Genomic DNA, 22,086 nt, shown 5'->3' on the forward strand with positions numbered 1-22,086 from the left:
GGGTTGGGGTGAGGGGTGGGTGCTCGAGACAGTGTTGCTAGTGATCACGTCGTGATCACCCGACAGCCAAAGTAGGAAGCCGCGAACCAAGGGCTTACCCCTCCCCAACCCTCCCCTGTCCCACGGGACTAGCTTCGCGTCGCAAGCAGGGGAGGGAGCGAGGCGAAAGACCATCCCAACGTCTGACACTGGAAGAGGCGTAGCTACGAAGCACATCGCGCTCTTCCGACCATTTCTCTTTGGTTACTTTCTCTTTGGGTCAGCAAAGAGAAAGTGACTCGGGCGCCGGCAGGCGTCCGAAATGCCCGCTGCATAAGCGGCCAGGTCGCGACAACCCATCACTCAAAGCAGGAAGCCGCGAGCTGGCAAGCTAAGTGAAATCAGGGCGCCTTGCCTGCCTTGATGTTCTGCACGATCGACAGCGACTTCGACACATGCTGTTTCGGCGTGAGGTGATCGTCGTCCGAAGAAAGCGTGGCAACGATCTGGCCGTTGCTGCCGATCACGTAGGTCACGCGGGGGATAAAGGCATGGTCGATCACCGCGCCTCGCACGTCCTTCATGCCGGGCTGTGCTTCCATCGTTTTGAGGTCATAGGAGGCAGCGACCTTGCCGCCGGTATCGGAGGCCACGGGGAACTTGCCGGCGCAGTAATCCGGGTCGGACGAAAACTGGTTGAGCCGTTTGATGCTATCGGCCGAGACGCCGATGATGGTGGCGCCGGCGGCATCGAATTTTTCCTTCTCTGTCGCGAAGGTATGCGCTTCGATATCGCAGCCACCGGTATAGGCCGAGGGGTAGAAGTAAACCACTACCGGCCCTTTCTTGAGCGCTTCCTTGAGCGAAAAGCTGAAGTCCTTTCCGGCGAGGCTGGCCTCAAGCGTGAAATCGGGAGCCGTCGAACCCTGCTTGAGCGCGGCCATGGCGGGCATGGCGATCAGGAGTGCCGCCAGCGAACCAAGGGTCGCCGTTACAACAGAACGCTTTTTCATGCTTTATGTCCTCTGGATGGATAAACACCACGGTTACTTCTCAATGACTTGCAGGATACGGGCTGGCTAAGCTTGACCCTTGCTCGCGTGCGCTACGGCATTATGCGCGTGCAGGCTTTCCTGATGTTCGACCATGATCCTGAAGTCGACGATATCGCTGTCGGCATCGAGTGCTCGCTGAATGCGGCGGGCGGCGTCTTCACAAAACATCAGGTTGCTGCCGTTGGCGAGGGCGAAGGCCTGTTCGTCCTGGCGTTTTACCGCCGTTTGTACCGGTGTACCTAGCGATTGTTCGACGCGGTCGAGCAGGGCAATCAGGTTGAGCGGTGCGCCATCGACATAGCGTACCCACAACCGCGCAACGCTGCGTTGCGCATGGGGTGTGGCGATGATCCCTTTCTCGCTGCCTAGCCACGCCAGCACTGACGCATGGTCGACTGCGCCGGCATCGAAATCTTTTGCGAATTGTTGCTGGATAAGTTGGCGCGATAAGGCTGCCGAAGCAGGGCAGGTGGAGGAATAGACCACTTCGGTGCTCAGGCCCAACTGGAAGCCGTCGGCGCCCAGGCTGGCATCGATCGACACGGGATAGATACGCCAGCCGCTATGTTCGCTGCGCAGCGCGGCGCGCCGGACCAGCTGATCGAAGCTTATGGTGATACGGGCGCGATCGGCCAGGCCATAGTGTGAATTAAGCAACGCACGCATCAAGTCCTTCAGCGTCGAGGCCGTAAGCGCATGCGCGTTGAGATGCTCGTCTGCCAGCAAGTACAGGCGAGACATGTGGATGCCGCGCTGGTCGGGCCGACTCAGGTTGATGAAGGTACCGATACGCGCGCTGCAACGCTGGATGTCGCCGTCGCCGGCATCGAAGCGCACCATCCCCTCGATGTTGTCCATGCCTACCCAGTCGAGCATGCCACCCCGATGCGGCGGCACGTCGGTCGCGACATCGGGCGTCAGTTCGCTGGTTTCGTGGATTCGTTTCACGCTGTATCCGCCATGCGTTGGCTAGACCTCTGCAAGCGGCATGTCCAGCCGGCGGCGATACGCTTGATGAAAACCGGCGGTGTGATGCAGCTGGGTGCCATCCGCCAGATGTTCGTCGGAAATGACACGGCCAAGAAAAAACATGTGCGAGCCGATCTCCTGGCTATGCACGATATCCAGCTCCTGGACGCGCAGCGCCGCTGCCACGGCGGGAATGCCAAATTCCCGCGACAGTCGCGCGGGAAACGGCAGCGCATTCCAGTCCATAAGCGGCTGCTTGTGATGCGCGCTGAGCTTGTAGACGACCGCCTTCATCGTCGCCGGGATGCTGGACAAGACAACCCGGCGCATCTCGCGCATGACCGGCATGGAAACATTGGTGCTGCGTAGCGCCAGCGAAAACAGGCCGCTCCGCTGCAGTGGGCCGATCAGATCCATCGGGAAGATGTTCTGATGGCCTGGCGCGTCGACCGAAACAAGGATGACCGGCCGTGGACACAGATACGCGATCATGAGCTGCTGCACCGCGGCAGGCTCCAGCCCGGCGTGCGGCGCGGATTGGTTTTTCTGCATGAGGCGGTTCTGCAGCCAGGTATTCCACGGGCGCCGCGGCCAGGCCAGGCAGCGGTGTTCACCCGCTGCCACGTCGTAGAGCGTGAGCGATGTGGTTTCGGTGATGACTGACGCCTTCTGCGCCAGGCGCAAAACGCCGAGTAGCCTGCCTGTGGCGCTGTCGCAGTACTCAATGACGGGACCCTGGCCGGCATCGATGCTGGTCGCAATCACCAGTGGCTTGAGTGAAGCCACAGTATGGTCAGCCGTGACATCGGCCGATTTGCCGTCCCAACGCAAGGTGGCGGTGACCATCTGTTGCGGAGGAGCAACGGCAACCGTCGACCATTGCGGCAGGGGGCGCAGGAATGGCCTTATCCAGTCCTTCCACATGTCAGGCGCGCCGGAACAGCAAAAACATGTAGAGATGGGTAGCCGTTCCGAAACCACGCGGAATAAGGCGCTCCAGCCGGAAGTGCGGTGCGGCTGACCGCGCCACGACACGTGGCGCAAAGCGATGGATGCCGCTTTCACTTGGGACGGCGTAGTGGCCGCTTCGCATAAGCTTCATGACGTTCGCCCGCCACCAGTGGTAACGTGCATCGCCGAGGTAGTAGGGGTTGAGCATGCTGGCCAGGAAGAAGCCGCCGTGATGGATCACGCGCGACAACTCTTCAAACAGCGAGCTGTGATCCGCGAAATAGTTGAGCACCGCAAAGTTTGCCGTGACTCCCTGCACCTTACAGGCGAGGGGCGACGTGACCGTGACAACGGTTCCGCGGTCGATTTCGTCGCGGCAGTACTGCGCCAGGTACCCGCGCATCGCTTCCGAGGGCTCATACACGAAAGTGACATGTCCGCTGGCGGCATAGGCCTTTGCATCGATACCGGTGCCCGCACCGAAGTCGAGCATGTCGGTTCCAGCGGGCAGCAGCTCCAGCGCGATCTTCTGAAACCGGTCGCGCACCGCCTGGTCACGCGGCGAGTTCAGAATGAACTTGTGGTACTGCTCTCCGGTGTGCATGTCGTCTTAGGCGGTCTTCTTTGGGCGCAGCCTGAAGGGGCTTGTTCGCGTGAGTGCCGACTAAGCCATGAAAGGTTGCGTCGGGTCATGCGCAGGCATGCGGACCCATGCGCGGTACGTGTTATGGCAAAGATCCGGGGTTGCTGCGGTGCGCCGGCGCGGTGTCCCGCCTTATCTAGGGTTTGACCGCATCGCTACTGAGCGATCGAGCCGATCGCAGTCGATAGCGAAGTCTGAACTTAGCAAATGACAAGTCGTCTAAAAAAACTGACCTTGCTTCCAGCTATAGATCACCACCAATCACTTGCCGTAGTCGCGGCTTCCAAGCCTCACGCGATAAGTGTGATGAGTGGCACGTTTGTCCATGTCAAACACGATGCAATTTGATCCGTCATTCACGGCGTCAGGCATAGAAAGAATGCGCTGAATTCTCCTTCGCAAAGCTTTTCTCAAGCACATATCCCAATCACATCGGACGAGGCGCCGCGCGTGAGTGCGGGGCGCTTTCAGGGAGGAATGGATCATGGGGGCAACCACATCTACGGTGCTTGACCATTTTCATGGTCAGGCCAATCAGCATGCTCGTGCTCTGGCTGTCATCGATCGGCAAACAACGCTGACTTACGAAGAGCTCGACAGGCAGAGCGATGCCGTTGCGGCCTACCTCATCGAGAAAGGCATACAACCTGGCGATCTGGTTCCACTGCTGGCGGATCGTTCTGCGGCACTTATCGTCGGATTGCTTGGTATCGCCAAAGCAGGTGCCGCCTATGTGCCGATTGATATGTCATACCCGGCGCAACGCAAACAATTCATCGTCGCGCAGACAGGCGCCTCGCTGGCGCTTACGACATCGAGAACCGCTTATGTCGCGGATGATTGCGAATGCGCCAGTATCCATGAACTGGTGACTGCGCCCGCATCGCCCATCTCGATTCGTCCTTCGCCGCAGCAGATTGCTTATGTCATCTTCACCTCCGGTACGACCGGTGTGCCGAAAGGCGTGGTGATTGAGCATCAGTCGCTGGAAAACATCGTCGCCTGGCACAATCGCGAGTTCTCGGTGACGCCGGACAGCCGGCTTACCTTGATGGCCAAGATCGGTTTCGACGTGTCGCAGTGGGAAATATGGTCCGCGCTTTGCGCTGGCGCGCCACTGTATTTACTGGACGAAGAGACACGCATTGATACGTCCGCACTCGTCGCTTTCTATGGGCGTAACGGCATTACCCACGCGTTCGTACCTACGGTGATGGTGGCCGATGTCGTTGCCGTCACCTCACGTGTCCAGACGGCACTACAGTATTTGTTCACCGCTGGCGAAAAGCTCAGTCCCGTCGATACCGATTGCATTACTTATGCACTCATCGACTATTACGGGCCAACCGAGGCCACCATTTTCGCGACCGTTCATCGCGTTGTCAGTGCGACTTGCAAGTCGCCTTCTTCGATCGGCGTGCCCGTTGCCGGTGCGGACGTAGTGATTCTCGACGATGCGCTGGCGGATGTCGCCGTTGGCGAAGTGGGGGAGTTGTGTATCGCTGGGCCGGGTCTCGCGAGAGGCTATCTGAACGACGAAGCGCTGACGAACAAGAAGTTCGTCACGCGTGACAAAACGCGGCTTTATCGCAGTGGGGACCTTGCCCGATTTTTGCCTGACGGAAGCCTGCAGTTCCTCGGGCGCCGCGACGAGCAGATCAAGATCCGTGGCAACCGCGTTGAGCTTGGCGAAATCGAGGCGCAGCTTTTGCTGCTTCCTCAGATCAAGAAAGCCTCCGTCATTGTTACGACGCCAGACGATCCGGCGCGAAAAGAGATCGCGGCCTTTCTGGTGGTCAACGACGATCAAGTGCCGGTGGATGGCCTGGTCGTTTCGATAAAGAACGCACTGAAGGCTATGCTTCCTGATTACATGCTGCCGGCGCATTACCTGTTTGTCAGTGCTATCCCGCTCACCGCAAACGGCAAAATCGACAAGCAGGCGCTGCTTCAACTCCATGCCGAAAAACTGGTCGATACACCGGCGGAAGCGGTGGTCTATCACGGTCGGCAGCTGATGCTTGCAGGCATCTTTCGTGAACTGTTGGGTCATGGCGATTTTGGGCCGGATGACAGCTTTTTCGATATCGGCGGGCACTCCTTGTTGGCTGCCGAATTGATTGCGGCTATCTCAGACAAGCTTGGCGTCAAGGCATACATTCGCGACATCTATGAATACCCGAGCATCGCGACATTGACTGCCGAGCTGGAACGCAGAGAAGGCGCGGCGGCGCCGGTCATTGACGGGGAGCCCATCCGCGCCTTGCTGGATGATGTCTATTTGCCGGCGGATGTTTCTTTCAAGCAGGGTTTTCACACCGGGCAGATCACGACGCCAAGGCAGATTCTGCTCACCGGTGTGACGGGGTTTGTCGGTATTCACCTCTTGCAAGAATTGCTTGGCACCACGGACGCAACCATTCATTGCCCGATCCGATCGCACGACCAGGAACACGCGCACGCCAGGCTGGTGGAGTCCTTGAGCAAATACGACGTGCGACTGGATCAGGCGGACGTCGGCCGTGTACGGGTTTATGCCGCCGATCTGGCGGAGCCGGAGTTTGGCCTCGCATCGCACGACTATCGTTATCTGTGCAACACGGTCGATATCATCTATCACTCGGCCAGTGCCGTGAATTTTATCCAACCGTATTCCTACATGCGCAAGGACAACGTGCAGGGATTGCGAGAGATCGTTGGCTTTGCCGCAACCGGAAAACTCAAGCCCCTGGCGCTGCTTTCCACGATCTCCGTGTATAGCTGGGGGCATCTGCATACCCATAAGCGCGTCATGCGTGAAGATGACGACATCGATCAGAATCTCCCCGCTGTGATTACGGACATCGGCTACGTTCGCAGCAAGTGGGTGATGGAGAAAATCGCCGACCTGGCGGCCAATCACGGTCTTCCGCTGATGACCTTTCGGCTTGGTTACGCCACCTTTCACAGCAAAACGGGTGTTTGCGCGAGTTATCAATGGTGGTCGCGGCTGGTCAAGACATGTATTGCGAATGGCACGGTGCCCGATCTTCATGATCTGCGCGAGGGCTTGACCACTGTCGATTACATGGTGCGTGCCATTGCCCACATTTCACGCAATCCGGAAGCGCTCGGCAAAAAATTCAACCTGATCCATTCCGACAGCAACAACCTTACGCTGCTGACTTTTTTCAAGAAGCTTGAATCGCATTTTGGCTTTCACTTCAAAGCGATTCCTTATGCGGACTGGCGAGGGCAGTGGGAGCACGATGCGGGAGCTCCACTCTATCCATTGCTGAGCCTGTTCAAGGACGTGATGTGCGACGGCCAGTCCACAGTGGAGCTTTATCAGAACACCTATCAATGGGATTGCAGCAATGTTACCGAGTTCCTGCAGGGCAGCGGGATTGCCGAGCCCACCTTTGATAGGGAGGCGTTGCAGCGCTATCTGGAGCGTTCAATCGGGCTGACCGTTGCTTAAGTCCACGTTTCCCACGCGCCGCGCGGGCTTGATACGGCGGTTGGTGGGAGGACGTGCCTTTGCGCTCACGAGGGTCAATCGCTCGTGCGAGACCAGCATCTGTGCACCGGCGATCTCCGAGACGGGCCGGATGGGGTGTGGAAGTCTGTACGCACTTTGCTTGTCGCCAAACGGCAAAGTTTGTGCGCTGATCAACAGATCGAGCATTTGGTTGGAATGCTTCATCGACGATACACACCTTTGACAAACAAAGTGTGTACTGAGGTGAGGGCGTACTACCTACATCTCTGCCGCGTATGCGGCGAGATCGACCCCGATCCACGCACACATAAATTTGCGGTGCGATGAAGATACTTAGCAACCGCCACGCCCGGTGGCGATTATCGAGAGCCATGTATGCATATTCGCAACCGTAGTTTCGGCGCGCCGGGGGCCAGCGCCCAGCACGATCGGCGCATCAGGTGCGTGCTCGTCATCGGGGCCGCGTTGGCGGTCGCCACGCCCTTCTCGGCGGTGATCGCGCAGAGCCAGCCTTTCGCCGCCTCCGGTTCGCCCAATCAAATGGCGGTTGCCACCGCCTTACAATCATTGCCGACGCGGAGCCCGCTGCGGACGTCCCTGCAAAGCCAGTGGCCCGCCGATCCGGGTAATGCACGCGCTGGATACGACCGTCTGTCCGGCGAGATCCACGCCGCGGTTGGCACGCAGATGATCGAGGACAGCCATTTCGCCCGCGACGCGACCTTTGCAAGGCTTTCCTGCGCGGCCGGCTGTGCCGACGGCAGCCATCTGTGGGCACAAGCCGCCGGCGGCTGGGGCCACCAGGGAAGCAACGGCAATGCCGGCTCGCTCTCGCGCGACATGGGCGGCGTGATGGGCGGCATCGACACGCTGATCTTCGACAATCGTTGGCGCGTGGGCCTGTTGTTTGGCTACGACCATTCGTCGCTCACCGCTGACAGCCGCTACTCCACCGCCAGCACCCACGACACCACTTATGGCGCCTATGCGGGCACGCAGTGGGGCGAACTCACCTTCAAACTAGGCGCGGCTTTTGTGCGTCACGATATTGCCACCGACCGGTTCGTGCAGGTTCCCGGACTGGCCGCGGCCCAGCTCGGTACCGACTACTACGGGCATACCGCCCAGGTCTTCGGCGAACTCGGCTATGGCATGCGCTGGGGCGGCAACACATGGCAGCCCTACCTGCAGCTGGCCCAGGTGCGGCAGAACTTCGAATCGTTCCGTGAATCCGGCGGCCCGGCAGCGCTCGTGGGCCGCAGCCATGAAGCCGACGTGACCTATTCCACCCTGGGTGTGCACTTCGTTGCTGACAGCTTCCAACTCGGCACGATGGCGGTGAACGCGCGCGCCGGCATCGGCTGGCGCCATGCCATGGGCGATGTGGACGTCAATCACGCGCTGGCGTTCCGCGCTGGCGGCAATGCTTATAACCTGCGCGGCCTGGTTGTGAGTCGAAATGTCGGCGTGTTAGACGCCGGCCTGGATTTCACTCTGGCGCCCGATGCGGTGTTTTCGCTGAGCTATACCGGCCAGGCCGGCAACCAACACACCGTGGATCAGGACCTGACTGCGGCTATGTCGGTGCGCTTCTGAATCGTGTCGGGGTGATGGCGGAGAAGCGGTCCGATCGCCATCGCCCTGACGGTACCAGCTTCGCTGTTGTGAAGCGCTTCGGTGTAGGCCTGATGAGCGCTTAGCGCGAAGGATGCCCAAAGCAGTGGGCAAAGCGATTCGTCTTTGTGGTCCGCAGATTGTCCAGACGGGTAGGCGGTAATTACCTCGACATTTTCAAGTCGTCATCGACCGTTCGCAAAATGCGAGTGGCCCAGGCGCGCTTGTTTTCTCCCTCAAATGGCAACACGGGAAGGTCTGGTGCGATGCCTGCTACTTCGTCGCTATCGTCTGCGCGCAAACGTATGCAGTTAGGTATGCGGAAGCGCAAATGCGAATGCGGAAGCACAACGGGCTTTGCGTCGATCATGAATCCACAACCCGCGCCGCCCGTAGTCGCACCGACGGTGCGCGCAATGCCGTTGTTGCGCATCACGACGGCGAACATTTCCGCGGCGGAGTAGGTTTTTGCGTCGGTCAGCACGTAAACCGGGCCGGTCCAGGCCGCCCATTGACGTTGCATCGCAAGCGGCCAATGCAGTCGGCGTGCACTTTCGTTGTCGGCGTCACGGGTGGGTGGCAAATAGCCAGCCGGGCCGCCGGATGTGCCGGCCGGGATAAGGCGCTTGCACGCGTTGGTCTTCCAGTCGCGCCGGATATGCCAGACCCAGTGCATGGCGCGCGGGCGGCTGGCTTGTTTCTTTGAATCCGTGAACACCGCCAGATGGCTATGCAGTAAGGATGCAATGGCCGGCGAAGGCTTCAACGACAATGCGGTCTGCATCTCGCTGATTTGTTCGTCCAGATAACCGGAGGCTTCCGCGGATTGACTGATCAGTAATAGCGATGAGCGCACGGGGCGGGCAGTAAAGAGTCGCGCCGCGGCATCGCCGCTATCGTTGCCGCCGTTGTTCTGGCCTATATCGACCAGTACCGCCGCAACGCCGTCGTCATGGAAGTGTTTTAGCTGCGTGGCAAGCGCGATGTACCAGCTTGTCTCTACCTCTTTCTGCAGCGTATCCAGGTCAATCGCTTTGCTGGACTGCTGCAAGGTGTTCCAGGCACTGAGGCATAGATGGGGGTACTGGTTTTGGTGAAAGTTATGAATACGCACGATACCCAGTTTCCGACCATCGTCCAGAGTCATCTCGCCCGCACGAAACGCCGATGACAGACCATCCGACGTCATGTGAAAACCGGGCAGCGATTCAAACGGCGCCGAGAAGGATACGCGCATATCCGAGGTGTAACCCAGCGCGGCGCAACCCGCCGCGGCATCCATGCCGGTCAGCGATATGGCTGGCGGACTCGCTTCGGCGATGCCTGGCTGCAGCATGGGTAACGCTGAAAAATGATCATCGTGGAAACTGCGCACAAAGTTGCCGATGGCGGAAGCGGCCTGACCGTCGTTGTTGGCGATAGCCAGCGTGGCTTCGGTGTAGCGGTCGAGTGCAGGCAGATCGACGCCGCCTTGCGGTGAAGCAAACCATGCCAAGTTTGCGTAGCGTTGCTCGAGTTCCGTCTTAAGTGCGGCGTAGTCAGCCTGCCATGCGGCACGGTCGAAAGTCGGCGCGGGTGGGGCGGTCTGCGCGGCCAAGCCAGGGAGCACAGCGATCGCCATGAATCCCCATGGAAACCAGCGCCACCGTTGAATATGGGCGCGACGAGACATTGTCACGAGAACTTCCGATCGATAGGGGCCATGGGCGGCAGCTTGCCATCGGCAACCCTGTAAGGATTGCACCGGATTAGCGTGTACTTACGATTGGCGAGTCCCGAGGCGATAGCGGCCCGGGGTGATTCCGTGGATGGTTCGGAACGAACGGGTAAGGTGGGCTTGATCATAGAAGCCGCAGAGACTCGCGATCTCCGCGAGGGGCTGGCGCCCTTGACGTAATAGTGCGGCCGCGTGGCGCACGCGAATCTCGCGGACATAGTCGCCGACGGTGCGCTGGTAACTGCGCTTGAATTCTCTCGCGACATGCATCGGATGCCGGTCCACGGCATGCGCCAGGTCGGCCAGGGAGAAGGCATCGAACGCCCGGCTCTCGATATAGTCACGCGCCCTGCGTAGCCACGGTGCGCGCACGGCATCCGCTGCTGGAGCGTGGCCAAGCAGGTTTGCCGCTTCCAACACCGTTTCTTCGACGATTAAGGCCGAGCACCCGTCGGGGCGAAGTAACTCTGAGCATAGCCGCCCAGCCAGTTCTACCAGGGTCTCGGCATAGGTGAAGGGTGCGGTTCCCAGCGCCACACGCTGTCCAAGATATTCGAGCATGGAAGGGCCGGGATATAGCAGGATTTTCAGTGCGCCGCCTTGCGCAAAGACCTGCCCATGCGGCTCATCGGCCGGGCAGAACAATAGGTGGCCGGCATGGTGGATATCTTCATGGCCGCGTGTGCGTTGCGCGTAAGAGCCGTTTACCACAAGGCACAGCGATGCTTCGCTGTGGCGGTGCTGCGGAATGGTCAGCCCGGCACCGTAGTGCGCCACTCGTGCCGATTGGATCCAATTACGCATCTGCATGGCGACACTTTATAGCGCTTTGTGGCGTTATGCGGCGAACTTACGCTGGCCTGCAGATGAAACGCTGGATATCTACTGCGTGCGGCGAGATCAACCACTATCCATACACATAATTTTGCGGTGCGGTAAGGCTGCCTGGCAGCCGCTATGCCCTTCTCGGCGGCGATCGCGCAGAGCCAGCCATTGGCCGCCTCCGGCTCGCCCAATCAGGTGGCTGTCGCCACTGCAATCGAGCATCCGGGTAGATATCAACTTTCGATCCGAAGTGGGCCGTAAACGATTCATTCCGCTCGCGTAAGCGTCGCCCTGAAGTTGGGCTCCCAGGTTTTGCCGCCGTCGTCTGAGAACGATTGTTCGAAATGGTGCGTCGTCGGTGTGATGTCCGACCAGACTTGTCGAACCATGATCGTTCTGCCTTTGAAGGCTTCCTGATCGTAGAACTCGCCACGCCCGTTCTTGAATTCACCGAACATGGGGCGGCCTATTACGCCATCATTGACGGCTGCGGAGTTGAGGCTCCACTGGCGGGTTTGCGGGTTATATAGAAACAGCAGCAGGTCTTCGATGTGACCTGCGGGGCAGTCGGCCTCGAGCTCCTCCATCTGGGCGCGTCCATCCCAAACTTTACGCGCCGCCAAGGTGCCGTGGCACTGGATCCAGGTCGTGGAGCCCGTTAGTGGATGTTGAAGACGCGATATGCTGCTTTTCCAGTTGCCAAGATGGAAATCGAAATCGGTCTGCCCATCTCTTTCTGCTGGAGTCTGCGCTAGCCCGTTTAGAGGTTGCAAGGCAGCCATCAAGCTGCAGGTAACAATGAAGGCCATTGAACGACTAGTGGGCGTTTTGAAAAACATTTGGCACCTCGCGTGATGGGAGCGTCGAGGGCCATGCTACCGTTGCGTGGATCGCATTCCAGTACCGAAATGAATGGGTAAAACGGACCGATATCGGTGACTTATGCCACGCAGTTCTCGAGGTGCGTTGTTACCCCCAGTGCACAGCAATCATCCGCGCCGCACTGACGTCTATCTCGCCTTGCGTAATGGTGTGCTTCGAGGTGTTCTTGCCTCTGGAGAACGCATGCCATCGAGTCGCAAAGCGGCGGCCGACTATGGTGTTTCTCGTGGTCTGCTGGAAGAGGTGTATGCACAACTTGTGGAAGAAGGTTTGCTGGAGCGCGTGGTCGGCCGCGGCACATTTATCGCTGCCCGATCAGTAACCAGCGTTCTGGCAAACGAAGCGCCCAGCCACGGTCTACCCCTCTCGGACCGCGGTAACCGACTAGCTGGCAATGTCGCCTGTCGCGTGCCGCATGAATTCAAGCCGTTCAATGCGGGTGTTGCGGATACCGCCGAGTTTCCTTGGGAGCTCTGGCAACGGATACAGGCGCGCGCTGCCCGTGACCTCCGGCGCGTCGATTTGAATTTCACCGATCCGCGCGGCCTTCCGGCGCTGCGCAGCTCGGTCGCGCACCATCTTGCGCAACTGCGCGGTGTGCATTGCACGGCTAGGCAAGTGATCATCTTCAACAGCATCCAGCAGGCTTTGTACTTGCTGGCATTGCTGCTCATGAATCCCGGCGACGCGGCGTGGATGGAAGATCCCGGCTACCCAGGTGTCCGTGCGGCACTGGAGCTTGCTGGTGCGACTGCAGTGCCTGTAGCTGTCGATCGCGAGGGCCTGTGCGTCGATGAAGGATTGCGGCAGGTACCGAACGCGCGGCTGGCCTGCGTCACACCTTCGCACCAGTTTCCCACCGGCGTTGCCTTGAGTCCGGAGCGTCGCATCGCGCTGCTAAATTGGGCGGAAAAGCACGATGCCTGGGTGTTGGAAGACGATTATGACGGCGAGTTTTGTTACGTAAGCCAGCCCGCGGTGCCGCTACATTCGTTTGATCAACATGGTCGAGTGCTGTACCTCGGCACGCTCAGCAAATCTATGTTTGTATCGCTGAGACTCGCTTTTGCTGTGGTGCCGGAGGCCATGGTGGAGCAGCTTGCCAACATCCGTACCCAGCTCGACGCCTTCAGCGCTCCGCTGACGCAACTGACCATGAGTCGATTCATGGATGAAGGGCATTTTTCGTCCCATATGCGCCGTATGCGTAGTGTTTATGCTGAAAAAAGCGCCTTCCTCGCAAAAGGGCTTGCTCCACTTGCCGACTGCGGATGGACTTGGGACCAGCAAACGGTAGGCGTGCAACTCTTGCTGCGTCACCCGAATGCACTGGAGGTGCAACGTACGGCCGCCGCCAGCGGCCTGGCACTCCATTTGCTCAGTGCCTACCGGCACCAGCCCATGCACGACGATGGTCTGTTGTTGCGCTATGGCGGCCTTGGCCTTCCTGAAATACAGTCCGGCGTTGCGCAATTGGTTACCGCGGCGCAGGCAGCCCACCGCTGAGCACACGGCGATTGCGTCAGTAGGCTGCAGGTTAGGCCGGAGCCCCGACTAGGCCTCTTCAGGAGGAGGTTGCAGCGTTACTGCTAGTTCCTCAAGCGCGGCGATCTGCTCGTTCAGCGCGTCGTGCAATTCGCTTTGGCGTGTCATCAGCGTCTCGATCGGCTCGGCCTGCTTGAGCTTCTTCAACTCACCGTCGAACAGCAGCCACTGCGCCGTCAGGGTTTCGACGTTGTTCTTCGCGTAGTGACGCATCTCTTTGAGTTGCGCAAGGACGTCGTTGACGTGTTCGAACGGAGTCTTTGTATCCGCGGACATGGCGTCACCTCAAGTCTCACTGAATTCTTAGCATAGTCGCGCAAAGCTGGATGGTGCCGAAATGGGGCGCATGCATGAGTTTCAGAGGCTGAAGTTGCTCCAGTTTTCTTTCGCAGTCAGCTGAACTTTGATCAGGTCGATCCGGCGAAAGTTTGATGGATTATGACGTGACGAGCGCGCCGCACGGGTGACATTAGTCATCTTGTTGCTTGGCATGGGTCAATGTTTATATGCCAACGGGTAGGGCATGTGTGCTTTGCTCCAGCGGCATTGAAACGGCGCTGCCTGCTGCGCCGTTTCTCTATGGGGATGCTTATGGATCTGGGGTTTGTAGCGCGCGCCACTTTGCTCCCAGCCCTTCTCTTGCTGGCTGGTTGCGCGACATCACGACGCGCTGATATGGCTGAGAAGCATCCATCCGTCGAGGGTGGCCTGATGTTGAGAACGAACATCCAGGGCGAGCCGACTCAAACGTTCGATGTCTATGAGCGAATGAAGCGGTACCGTGTGCCAGCCGTGAGCGTTGCCGTTATCCAGAACGGGAAGGTCAGCTGGACTGCCACCTATGAGCTGCCATCGCCCACATCCGGCAAGATGTCAGAGCGCACCATGTTTCAGGCGGCCTCGATCAGCAAGAGCGTAACGGGGTTGCTTGCCGCTCGCCTGGCTCAGGCCGGCAAGGTCGATCTTGATGCAAACGTCGACGCTTATCTGGCACCCCTGCAACTCCCTCCAGGCAAGCAGACGCCAGCAAACCCAGTCACCCTGCGCAAACTTCTGTCCCATACCGCGGGCGCGACAGTTTCAGGGTTCCCCGGTTATAAGCCGGGGAGTGCCATCCCCACGACGGACCAGGTTGTACTGGGACAAGCGCCTGCCATCACTCCCGCTGTAACCATCGACACAGCGCCTGGCTCTAAATATACCTACTCAGGGGGCGGGTATACCTTGCTGCAACTTGCTCTTGAACGGCATGTGGACATGACCTTCGAGCAATTGATGAAACAGTGGGTGCTGGATCCCCTGAGCATGAACCACAGCACTTTTGCGCAACCCTTGCCTGCCAGTGCTCCGGCGCACGCGTCAGGCCATTTCTTCGATGGGACGGAAGTGGAGGGTGGCGCCTATGTCTATCCGGAGGAGGCCGCCGCAGGACTCTGGACGACACCCGAGGATCTGGCGAATCTGCTGATTGCCATCCGGCATGCGGCCCTTGAAGGAGGTCCCTTCCTGTCATCGGCGTCAGCGCAGGAAATGCTGACGCCAAAACTCAACAACTACGCGTTTGGTGTGTTTGTTGTTGGAGAGGGAGAACGCCGTCGATTCATGCATTCCGGTGGCAATGCGGGATTCAAGAGTACCTACGTGATGTTTCTAGGTAGCGGCAATGGTGTTGTCGTCATGACCAATGGCGATAACGGTTCCTACCTTGGCGGCGAGTTCGTCAAGGCGGTGGCGATGGCGTACCACTGGCCTGACTTTCGCCCAAGGGACGCCGTGCCAGCCGCTGTGGATCACGACGTCGCGGCGGCACATTTGGGGTCGTATCGCTACGAAAAATTTGAAGGGCGCTTTCCGAACAGGGTTGTCCTGGCGAAACAAGGCAGCGACTGGTCGCTAGTCCTTCCCGACCTGGGCCCGGTACGAATAGTGCCCACGGGTCCGTTGAGCTTCGTCGCTCCGGAAACGGGCGAAACCATCGAGATGTCGTCAGGACAAGAATTGCCATTTCTGATGATCGGGGGAAGGAAGGCCACGCTAGTCGCCAGGTAACGTGGTGACCGATCGCCTCATCGGCCCGCCCCTGGTGGGAATAGCACCGAATATCGCCCAATGGCGGTATTCCCCGGCGCCCTTGAGACAGTTTTCGGATGCAAATCTCTCGCCCGTCTCACCAGATATTTAGGATAGTCGCGCAAAGCTGGCTGGCGCCGAAGCGCGGCGAATGCATGACCCAAGGCGGACACATTCGCAGTTGACGACTTGTAGGGAGTGTAGGAGTACGCTGCGGCTGCACAAACAGACTTAGAGACGACGCATGAACCGTCAGAGAGTCAATCGTATTTCCGGAATCGTGCCGGTCGTTCTTTCGCTGGTGGCTTTGAGCCTTGTCATTGCATCGGTCTCATTGGGGTGGGACAGAGGCCAAACAGATGAGGGCGCAGCGGCCCACACGTTTCAGCTTCTGGTTGTTGCCCAGATACCCTTTGTTCTGCTGTTCCTCATCACGGCAAATTGGCGGCGACTTCCACAGACCACGCGATCCATTGCATTTCAGGCCGGAGCTCTTGGCCTCGCATTGGGTTCAGTTGCGTATTTCAACCTGTAACAACGACTCGCTTGGTAGCGAGCCTCCGTGCATGGTGTGGCGAGCTGCGGCGGCGGCTGTCTAGCTGATGTCGGCCGCTTGCCGTTGAATACGGATAGAACTCTCGCATTGACGTAGCGGGGCAGCTGTCCCGCCTCGGTGTCATGTTCGCTCTTCGCCATCCCATCCAATTGCGCTTTTGGAAATTGGCATAGCCACGCCATGAGTTCGTCGTAGTGACGTCTATCGAAGTCCAATTGATCCGCGAACTCATGCCGCTCTCTGGCAAAGTTGGGCAGCCGCCGCCAGGGGCGGGAAGGGATAATAGCGACGCCGAGCGCGATGATTTCGATGACCATCATCATCGGGACGAAACCGAGCGTCGGTTCTATAGCCGGCAAAAATTTGCCGCCCACTATGCCGATAAGTCCCGAGGCAAACGCCCTGATGCTTGATGCGGGGCGTGGCCTGGAGCGTACTAAGGTGTGTGGATCGCTGTCAGGTGGCGCACGCGCACATCCGGATCGAGATTCGGCCGTTCAACTAAGCGGCTGATTCGCTGTAAGTGGCCCGGGCGCGGGCGCTAGATGTCTGGTGTCATGCCCCGGGGGCATGACACCAAGGGTCCGCGCGATCAGTGATTGAACGATCCAGTGCACTGGTCGTTGTCGCAAACAAAATCCACTTCGGATGCCCTGGCGGCAAGGAGTGGAACACCCTGCACCGTGGCGAGCGTCTTGCCGTCCCTTTCCAGCGACACCAGGTAGGTTCCGGGTAGCAATGCGGAAAGATTGTAGCGGCCTTTGCTGTTAGGGGACCCGTGGCGGGTAAGGCCCTTGTCGCTGTGCGCCGTGATGGTGCTGTCGGTTGGGGCCTTGCCCACAATGCTGGAGCTGGTTGACTGCGCATATGCAGTGTTGAGTGCGATAGCGCCGAATGCGCTCACGGCTATCGCCGTCATGAACTTGAGCGCGTAGCGGCGATTTTGATGCCGGTGCCCAATGGGCGAGAGTTTCTTGTTGGTTTTCATGTGGGTTCTCGGAGGTTGCGGCGCGGCAAACCGATCAACTGCTCGCGTAGCAGTCGGTTTGCGATCGATGTCAATTGAATCGAGGCAGTGGGGTGGCTGCCGAGGTACTTATCTTCCTTGTTGGGGAAGCGTTTTTTCTTGCGACGTCTTGGCTCACACCTGATCGTTGGAGTCGTTCCGTTGGATGATCCACGAGAAGGCTTGGTTTAAATTACCTGAGCGGGCTTAGGTGGGGCATGTGAAGGTCGTAATGCTTCGTTTGCCGCGAGCCCATTCCCACGATCTTTAATTTTTTTTGGCGCCGGTCACCAGCGCACTGCGTTGTAGTGTCGGCGCTCATCTCTGAGTTCTTGGGCGAGTCCGGTGAGAAGTCCTTCAGGGCCACGGATGTAGCAGAGCCGATACGCGTCTTGATACTGAACTACTTCGCCCACGTGCTGCGCACCGCGCTTGTGGAGCCGCGCGAGCGTCTCGTCGATGTCGTCCACGGTGAACATGATGCGTAGGTAGCCTAGAGCATTCACCGGAGCGTTCCGGTCAGGCGGCGTGAGAAACCGGGAGAGCTCGAGCCGGCCGTGGCCGTCCGGCGTGCACATCATGGCGATCTCGACGCGCAAACTGACTTGGCATCTGGACCAGTCAATGCAGGCCTGTCAGGCAAGTGCCAATGGTTGGCTCTGGAACTGTATATGGGGAGGGTTAGCGCGGCTACTATGATGAACACCCCAGGCTTTTCCCCCACGCAACCCTTATTGCTTTTGCACCCATCACGCACGGGTGCGAGAAACCGCTATGTCAAAAAAACTCCGCTGCTTTGCGCCCGTGTTAGCTGGAAGCCTATTGCTGGTCTCATGGGCCGTTTGCAATGACGCGCACGCTAAATTTGTAGTCGCGGCGGATTCCGCCGATGCCAACATGGCTACTGATATCCTTCCTTGCCATCGGTACGACGGCTTGCAGCCGCAAGGCACCACCAATCCGGCGATCAGCACCTGTGAAACTATGTCGCCGGATTTGGGCAAGTTTCGCGAAAAGTCGGCCGAGCATGGCTGGCTGATTCAAGGTGGCATCACTCTGGGCGGAACCTTCGACCTGCTGGATCATGGTGCGCATCCTCAGCTTTACATCGGGCAAAATCCTACTTATCGGGCTAACGGGTATGTAACCGCTACCTACGATCTATCCCGGGTGGGTTTTGCCGGCGCTTCGCAACTTGTGTTCAATGCGAACGTGCAACGGTTCTCGTACGCCGGGGAAAATCCCACCGGTTTCGCCATCAACAGCCTCTATGTCAGTCAGCGTTTCAACGAGGGGCGCGTGCAGTTGCAATATGGCTTTGAGGAGCTAGGCAACCAGTTCTATGGTTTTGCACTCGGCACCAGTTCGACGACGTCGCCGGCAGGTGTCGGAAGTTCCATCCCCTATGAAGTCGGCTTCATCTTCAACAAGACGGCACCCGAGATCAACCTGCGCCTGGCTTCGGCCAGCAAGCATTTCTATGAGCGGATCGGTGTGACCCGCAGTGTGGATCCTGAGGGGGCGCAAGCGGATTGGGACCACAATAATTTTCTGGGGCTGAAGTGGCATATTCCCGGTGCCAAGGCGCTCCTCATCAATGAGTTGGGCTACCAGGTCGAAGCCGCTCCCAGCCATCGGATGATATGGCTGCGGCAGGGCGTGATGTATAACGAAAGCCGTTTTTCAAGGTTCCACGGAGGCTATGCGGATGGCAACTATGCCTATTACTTGGTCGGCGACTATCAGTTGCTCCAGACCGATGCGGCAAAGCCGTATCGAGGATTTTACGTCAATGTAAAAGCCGACTATGCGCCACCCGATCGTAACGTCTATACCGGAGATATCGGCGCTACGTTGTACGTACTGGGTCCTTTCGGGCAGCCCGATGACGCGCTCGCGCTGGGTTATACCTTCAATCGATTGAGCCGCTCCTCCCAGCGCATGCAACAGGCAAGCGGGATCGCCGCTGTGGACTACAGTCGCAACTATGCGCTGTCCTATGTCTACCGTGTGACGCGCGGCGTTTATCTCTCCAACCAACTGAGCTATACCGTCAACCCCATTCCGGCGCCGAAGCAGCCGGAAGCTTTGACGTGGATGAGTTCGTTGTCGCTGTCTTACTGAATTTGGTATTCGATCAATCCAGGTGGGACTGTCGACTCCCCGTAAACTTGAAGCGTCCTCGTTTTTCCGAGTCATCCGGAAATAGAGGTTGGTGATGATGCCATGGCGCAACGGATTGGTGAGAGACCGCCGAGCGACCGGTGCGGACGATCATGGTTGTAGCGGTGTTGCCAGTCTTCGGTCATGCGACGCACTTCTACGAGCGTGGTGAAGACGTAGCGGTCGAGTACCTCGGTGCGGAAAGTGCGGTTGAAACGCTCGATGTATGCATTCTGGGTGGGTTTGCCCGGCTGGATGTGCAGCAACTCGACGCCGTGCTGCCGCGCCCACTGCTTAAGCGCTGCACTGATGAACTCCGGGCCGTTGTTCAGGCGCAACCGTCGCGGTGCGCCACGCCGCTCGACCAGTTCGTCCAGGACCCGGATGACACGTTGTGACGGCAGGCTGGTATCGATCTCGATGCGTAGCGATTCACGGTTGAAGTCATCATTGACGTTGAAGGTGCGGAAGCGTCGGCCTGACCACAGTGCATCGGCCATGAAGTCGGCCGACCAGGTGTGATTGGCCTGCGCAGGGATCTCCAGTGGCTCACGAATGCGCTCGGGCAGACGTCGCTTGCCTCGCCGTGGCAAGTTGAATTTCAGCGCCACATAGACTCGCCAGCTACGGGTCTTGCCAAAGCCCGCGGGCCGAAGCGCCTGATCGAACAGCAAGCCAAAGCCATGGCCGGGGTTGTCCTTCAGGTGCGCCTCGATCATGGCGATCAACGGGCCATCATCACGCAACCGTGGCCGGTAGTGACGCGCCGAGCGCGACAGGCCCAGCGTGCGATCAGCACGCCGGGCACTCAGGCCATGATGGGTTTGCATCGCCAGACTCAGGTCTAATCGCCGAGTCTGGCTCAGAGCTTTCGCGAGAGAACATCCTTCAAAGCGTGATGCTCCAGTGCCAAGTCCGCGTACATGCGCTTGAGACGTGCCAGCTCGACTTCGACATCCTTCAGGTGTCGCAATTGCGACACCTCCATGCCAGCGTATTTGTTCTTCCAGACGTAGTACGTCGGTTCGCTGATGCCGTGCTTGCGGCAGGTCTCGGCAACCTTCGCGCCGGCCTCCACCTCCTTGAGGATACGGACGATCTGTTCTTCGCTGAATTTCGACTTCTTCATGCAGGCTCCTTTGGGGGAAACTCTACTTCCATCTGGCTCGAATCAACGAGAACGCTTCATTTGTTCATGGCCCCTGAAACCAATGTTTGTACAACCTGTACATACATTGGTTCCATGCCCACACGGGGGCGCCCGCAGCAGCCATGACTTCCGGCGCATGGACTAGTGTTAACTGAATACTATGATTCACTCACGGGTAAGTAGCCGTGAGGGTATGTCGATGGATGACAGCGCCAGTTTGCTGAAGAAATTCCAGAAGGAGCTCTCGGCGGGCACCGTGTCGCTGGTGTTGCTGGCGGTGCTCGGTCAGTCGCGGCAGCCAATGTATGGCTACCAGATCGCCAAGCGTCTGGAAGAGGTGGGCGAGGGGGTGCTGGCGGGCAAGCAGAGTGCGTTGTATCCGGTGCTGCGCAATCTCGAGGCATCCGGTCTGCTTGGCAGTGAAGTGGAGCCCTCGGTCAGCGGGCCGCCGCGGCGGTATTACCGCATTACGAAGTTGGGTCGTGAAGTGTTGCGTGAGTGGGTAGCCGCCTGGAGCGCGACCCGCGATTCCGTCGATACCGTTTTGCAAGGAGGGGTGATATGAACACGCCGCGCACCATTGCGGAGTATCTGGAGCAGCTGCGCGCCGCCCTTCGCGGTGCGGACCCTGCGTTGATCCAGGATGCGTTGTACGACGCCGAGGAACATCTGCGCGCCGAACTGGCCGAGCAGCCCGGCCGCAGCGAAGCGGACATGCTGGCGCACGTGGTCGGTACGTATGGCGCACCAGAGGAAGTGGCGGAGATCTATCGCGATCAGGAGATCAAGATCCAGCGCGCACTGCGCACGCCGCCACCGCCGAAACGGCATTCGCTGGCGGGGCGTTTCTTTGGTGTAGCCGCTGATCCGCGCACCTGGGGTGCGATGTTCTACATGTTGCTGGCGCTGTCGACTGGCATTCTCTACTTCACCTTGGTGGTGACCGGTCTGGCATTGTCAGCCGGGCTGTCGGTGCTGATCATCGGCATTCCCTTCATCGTGCTGTTCTTTGGCACCGTGCGGGTGTTGTCGCTGCTGGAAGGGCGCGTGGTGGAAACCATGTTGGGCGTGCGCATGCCGCGCCGGCCGCCGTATCCCACTCAACCAGCGCAGTCTCTGATGAAACGCATCGGCACCATGTTCACCGACGGCCGTACCTGGACCACATTGCTCTACATGATCCTGATGTTGCCGTTGGGCATATTTTACTTCGCAATTACGGTAACGCTGATGTCGGTATCGCTCGCCTTCATCGGCGCACCAGTGGCGTATCTCTTCGATGACGTCAGCGACCACATCACCATCAACTGGGGTATCGGTGCGCATGTGCCTGGCTGGGGCGATGCCTTGGTGTTGTGCATCGCAGGCATCGTATTGCTGTTCGCTACCTTGCACCTGGTGCGCGCGCTGGGCCATATGCAAGGGCTGATCGCCAAACATCTGCTGGTATCGCGTACCGCTGCTTGATCCCGCGTTCCAT

At 58.9% G+C, this 22,086-nt stretch carries 21 protein-coding genes; 9 read left to right on the plus strand and 12 right to left on the minus strand.

Going from position 1 to position 22,086, the window contains the following annotated elements:
* Window positions 1-380 precede the first annotated feature (380 nt).
* The 4 genes from BM338_RS18375 to BM338_RS18390 all read right to left on the minus strand — a co-directional run bounded on the left by BM338_RS18375 (window position 381) and on the right by BM338_RS18390 (window position 3,558).
* Window positions 381-992, minus strand: coding sequence for a peroxiredoxin (locus BM338_RS18375; RefSeq protein ID WP_090453551.1), 612 nt, complete (start codon window positions 990-992; stop codon window positions 381-383).
* Window positions 993-1,058: 66 nt separating this feature from the next.
* The gene (folE2, locus tag BM338_RS18380; protein WP_090453554.1) at window positions 1,059-1,982 is read right to left on the minus strand and encodes a GTP cyclohydrolase FolE2; all 924 of its coding nucleotides are present in this window, start codon (window positions 1,980-1,982) and stop codon (window positions 1,059-1,061) included.
* A gap of 21 nt (window positions 1,983-2,003) precedes the next feature.
* Window positions 2,004-2,927 carry a flavin reductase gene (locus BM338_RS18385; protein WP_090453556.1) on the minus strand — a complete coding sequence of 308 codons (924 nt, stop codon included), beginning with the start codon at window positions 2,925-2,927 and terminating at the stop codon, window positions 2,004-2,006.
* A gap of 1 nt (window position 2,928) precedes the next feature.
* Window positions 2,929-3,558: a class I SAM-dependent methyltransferase gene (locus BM338_RS18390; RefSeq protein ID WP_090453558.1), complete on the minus strand. Its 630-nt coding sequence runs from the start codon at window positions 3,556-3,558 to the stop codon at window positions 2,929-2,931.
* A 523-nt stretch (window positions 3,559-4,081) separates the two neighbouring features.
* On the opposite strand from BM338_RS18390, the gene BM338_RS18395 reads away from it, so the two are divergent.
* On the plus strand, window positions 4,082-7,057 hold the full coding sequence (locus BM338_RS18395; protein ID WP_090453560.1) for an amino acid adenylation domain-containing protein: 2,976 nt from the start codon (window positions 4,082-4,084) through the stop codon (window positions 7,055-7,057).
* On the opposite strand, the gene BM338_RS21435 is transcribed toward BM338_RS18395, so the two are convergent.
* A complete protein-coding gene (locus BM338_RS21435) occupies window positions 7,034-7,282 on the minus strand; it encodes a hypothetical protein (RefSeq protein WP_143109339.1) in 249 nt (82 codons plus the stop codon). The genes BM338_RS18395 and BM338_RS21435 overlap by 24 nt on opposite strands.
* A 240-nt stretch (window positions 7,283-7,522) precedes the next feature.
* On the opposite strand from BM338_RS21435, the gene BM338_RS18400 reads away from it, so the two are divergent.
* Complete coding sequence (locus tag BM338_RS18400) at window positions 7,523-8,674, plus strand: autotransporter outer membrane beta-barrel domain-containing protein (protein WP_177229408.1); 1,152 nt, start codon at window positions 7,523-7,525, stop codon at window positions 8,672-8,674.
* A gap of 181 nt (window positions 8,675-8,855) precedes the next feature.
* On the opposite strand, the gene BM338_RS18405 is transcribed toward BM338_RS18400, so the two are convergent.
* The 3 genes from BM338_RS18405 to BM338_RS18415 form a co-directional block, all read right to left on the minus strand.
* Window positions 8,856-10,436, minus strand: a complete 1,581-nt coding sequence (locus BM338_RS18405; RefSeq protein ID WP_177229409.1) for a S41 family peptidase — start codon at window positions 10,434-10,436, stop codon at window positions 8,856-8,858.
* 15 nt (window positions 10,437-10,451) lie between these two features.
* On the minus strand, window positions 10,452-11,219 hold the full coding sequence (locus tag BM338_RS18410; RefSeq protein WP_090453566.1) for a helix-turn-helix transcriptional regulator: 768 nt from the start codon (window positions 11,217-11,219) through the stop codon (window positions 10,452-10,454).
* A 281-nt stretch (window positions 11,220-11,500) separates the two neighbouring features.
* Window positions 11,501-12,073, minus strand: coding sequence for a hypothetical protein (locus BM338_RS18415; protein ID WP_255367368.1), 573 nt, complete (start codon window positions 12,071-12,073; stop codon window positions 11,501-11,503).
* A 103-nt stretch (window positions 12,074-12,176) separates the two neighbouring features.
* Between BM338_RS18415 and BM338_RS18420 the strand changes: the two genes are divergently transcribed.
* Window positions 12,177-13,622 carry a MocR-like pyridoxine biosynthesis transcription factor PdxR gene (locus BM338_RS18420; protein ID WP_090453568.1) on the plus strand — a complete coding sequence of 482 codons (1,446 nt, stop codon included), beginning with the start codon at window positions 12,177-12,179 and terminating at the stop codon, window positions 13,620-13,622.
* Between the two features lie 48 nt (window positions 13,623-13,670).
* Here BM338_RS18420 and BM338_RS18425 read toward each other — a convergent pair whose 3' ends face one another.
* Entirely contained in the window at window positions 13,671-13,937 is a 267-nt protein-coding gene (locus BM338_RS18425) for a hypothetical protein (RefSeq protein WP_090453570.1), read from the minus strand.
* A 399-nt stretch (window positions 13,938-14,336) separates the two neighbouring features.
* On the opposite strand from BM338_RS18425, the gene BM338_RS18430 reads away from it, so the two are divergent.
* The 3 genes from BM338_RS18430 (at window position 14,337) to BM338_RS21445 (ending at window position 16,700) form a co-directional block, all read left to right on the plus strand.
* A complete protein-coding gene (locus BM338_RS18430; RefSeq protein WP_177229411.1) occupies window positions 14,337-15,710 on the plus strand; it encodes a serine hydrolase domain-containing protein in 1,374 nt (457 codons plus the stop codon).
* Window positions 15,711-15,975: 265 nt separating this feature from the next.
* Window positions 15,976-16,266, plus strand: coding sequence for a hypothetical protein (locus BM338_RS21440; protein WP_143109341.1), 291 nt, complete (start codon window positions 15,976-15,978; stop codon window positions 16,264-16,266).
* A gap of 215 nt (window positions 16,267-16,481) precedes the next feature.
* Window positions 16,482-16,700 (plus strand): hypothetical protein, encoded by a 219-nt coding sequence (locus tag BM338_RS21445; protein ID WP_143109342.1) that lies wholly within the window; start codon window positions 16,482-16,484, stop codon window positions 16,698-16,700.
* 179 nt (window positions 16,701-16,879) lie between these two features.
* On the opposite strand, the gene BM338_RS18440 is transcribed toward BM338_RS21445, so the two are convergent.
* On the minus strand, window positions 16,880-17,275 hold the full coding sequence (locus BM338_RS18440; RefSeq protein WP_090453577.1) for a carboxypeptidase-like regulatory domain-containing protein: 396 nt from the start codon (window positions 17,273-17,275) through the stop codon (window positions 16,880-16,882).
* A 305-nt stretch (window positions 17,276-17,580) separates the two neighbouring features.
* On the minus strand, window positions 17,581-17,892 hold the full coding sequence (locus BM338_RS18445) for a VOC family protein (protein WP_218156388.1): 312 nt from the start codon (window positions 17,890-17,892) through the stop codon (window positions 17,581-17,583).
* Between the two features lie 298 nt (window positions 17,893-18,190).
* Here BM338_RS18445 and BM338_RS18450 point away from each other — a divergent pair, with 298 nt between their 5' ends.
* Window positions 18,191-19,417, plus strand: a complete 1,227-nt coding sequence (locus tag BM338_RS18450) for a carbohydrate porin (protein WP_143109343.1) — start codon at window positions 18,191-18,193, stop codon at window positions 19,415-19,417.
* A 71-nt stretch (window positions 19,418-19,488) separates the two neighbouring features.
* On the opposite strand, the gene BM338_RS18455 is transcribed toward BM338_RS18450, so the two are convergent.
* Window positions 19,489-20,585, minus strand: a protein-coding gene (locus tag BM338_RS18455) for an IS3 family transposase (protein ID WP_090453581.1) whose coding sequence is annotated in 2 segments (ribosomal slippage) — window positions 19,489-20,324 and window positions 20,324-20,585 — 1,098 coding nt in all. Because the reading frame shifts where the segments join, the coding sequence is not laid out codon by codon here.
* Window positions 20,586-20,805: 220 nt separating this feature from the next.
* Between BM338_RS18455 and BM338_RS18460 the strand changes: the two genes are divergently transcribed.
* On the plus strand, window positions 20,806-21,171 hold the full coding sequence (locus BM338_RS18460; RefSeq protein ID WP_090453584.1) for a PadR family transcriptional regulator: 366 nt from the start codon (window positions 20,806-20,808) through the stop codon (window positions 21,169-21,171).
* A complete protein-coding gene (locus tag BM338_RS18465) occupies window positions 21,168-22,073 on the plus strand; it encodes a sensor domain-containing protein (protein ID WP_090453586.1) in 906 nt (301 codons plus the stop codon). Before BM338_RS18460 ends, BM338_RS18465 begins: the two co-directional genes overlap by 4 nt.
* Window positions 22,074-22,086: the final 13 nt, after the last annotated feature.

Source organism: Dyella sp. OK004 (assembly GCF_900114495.1).
Lineage (GTDB): Bacteria > Pseudomonadota > Gammaproteobacteria > Xanthomonadales > Rhodanobacteraceae > Dyella_D.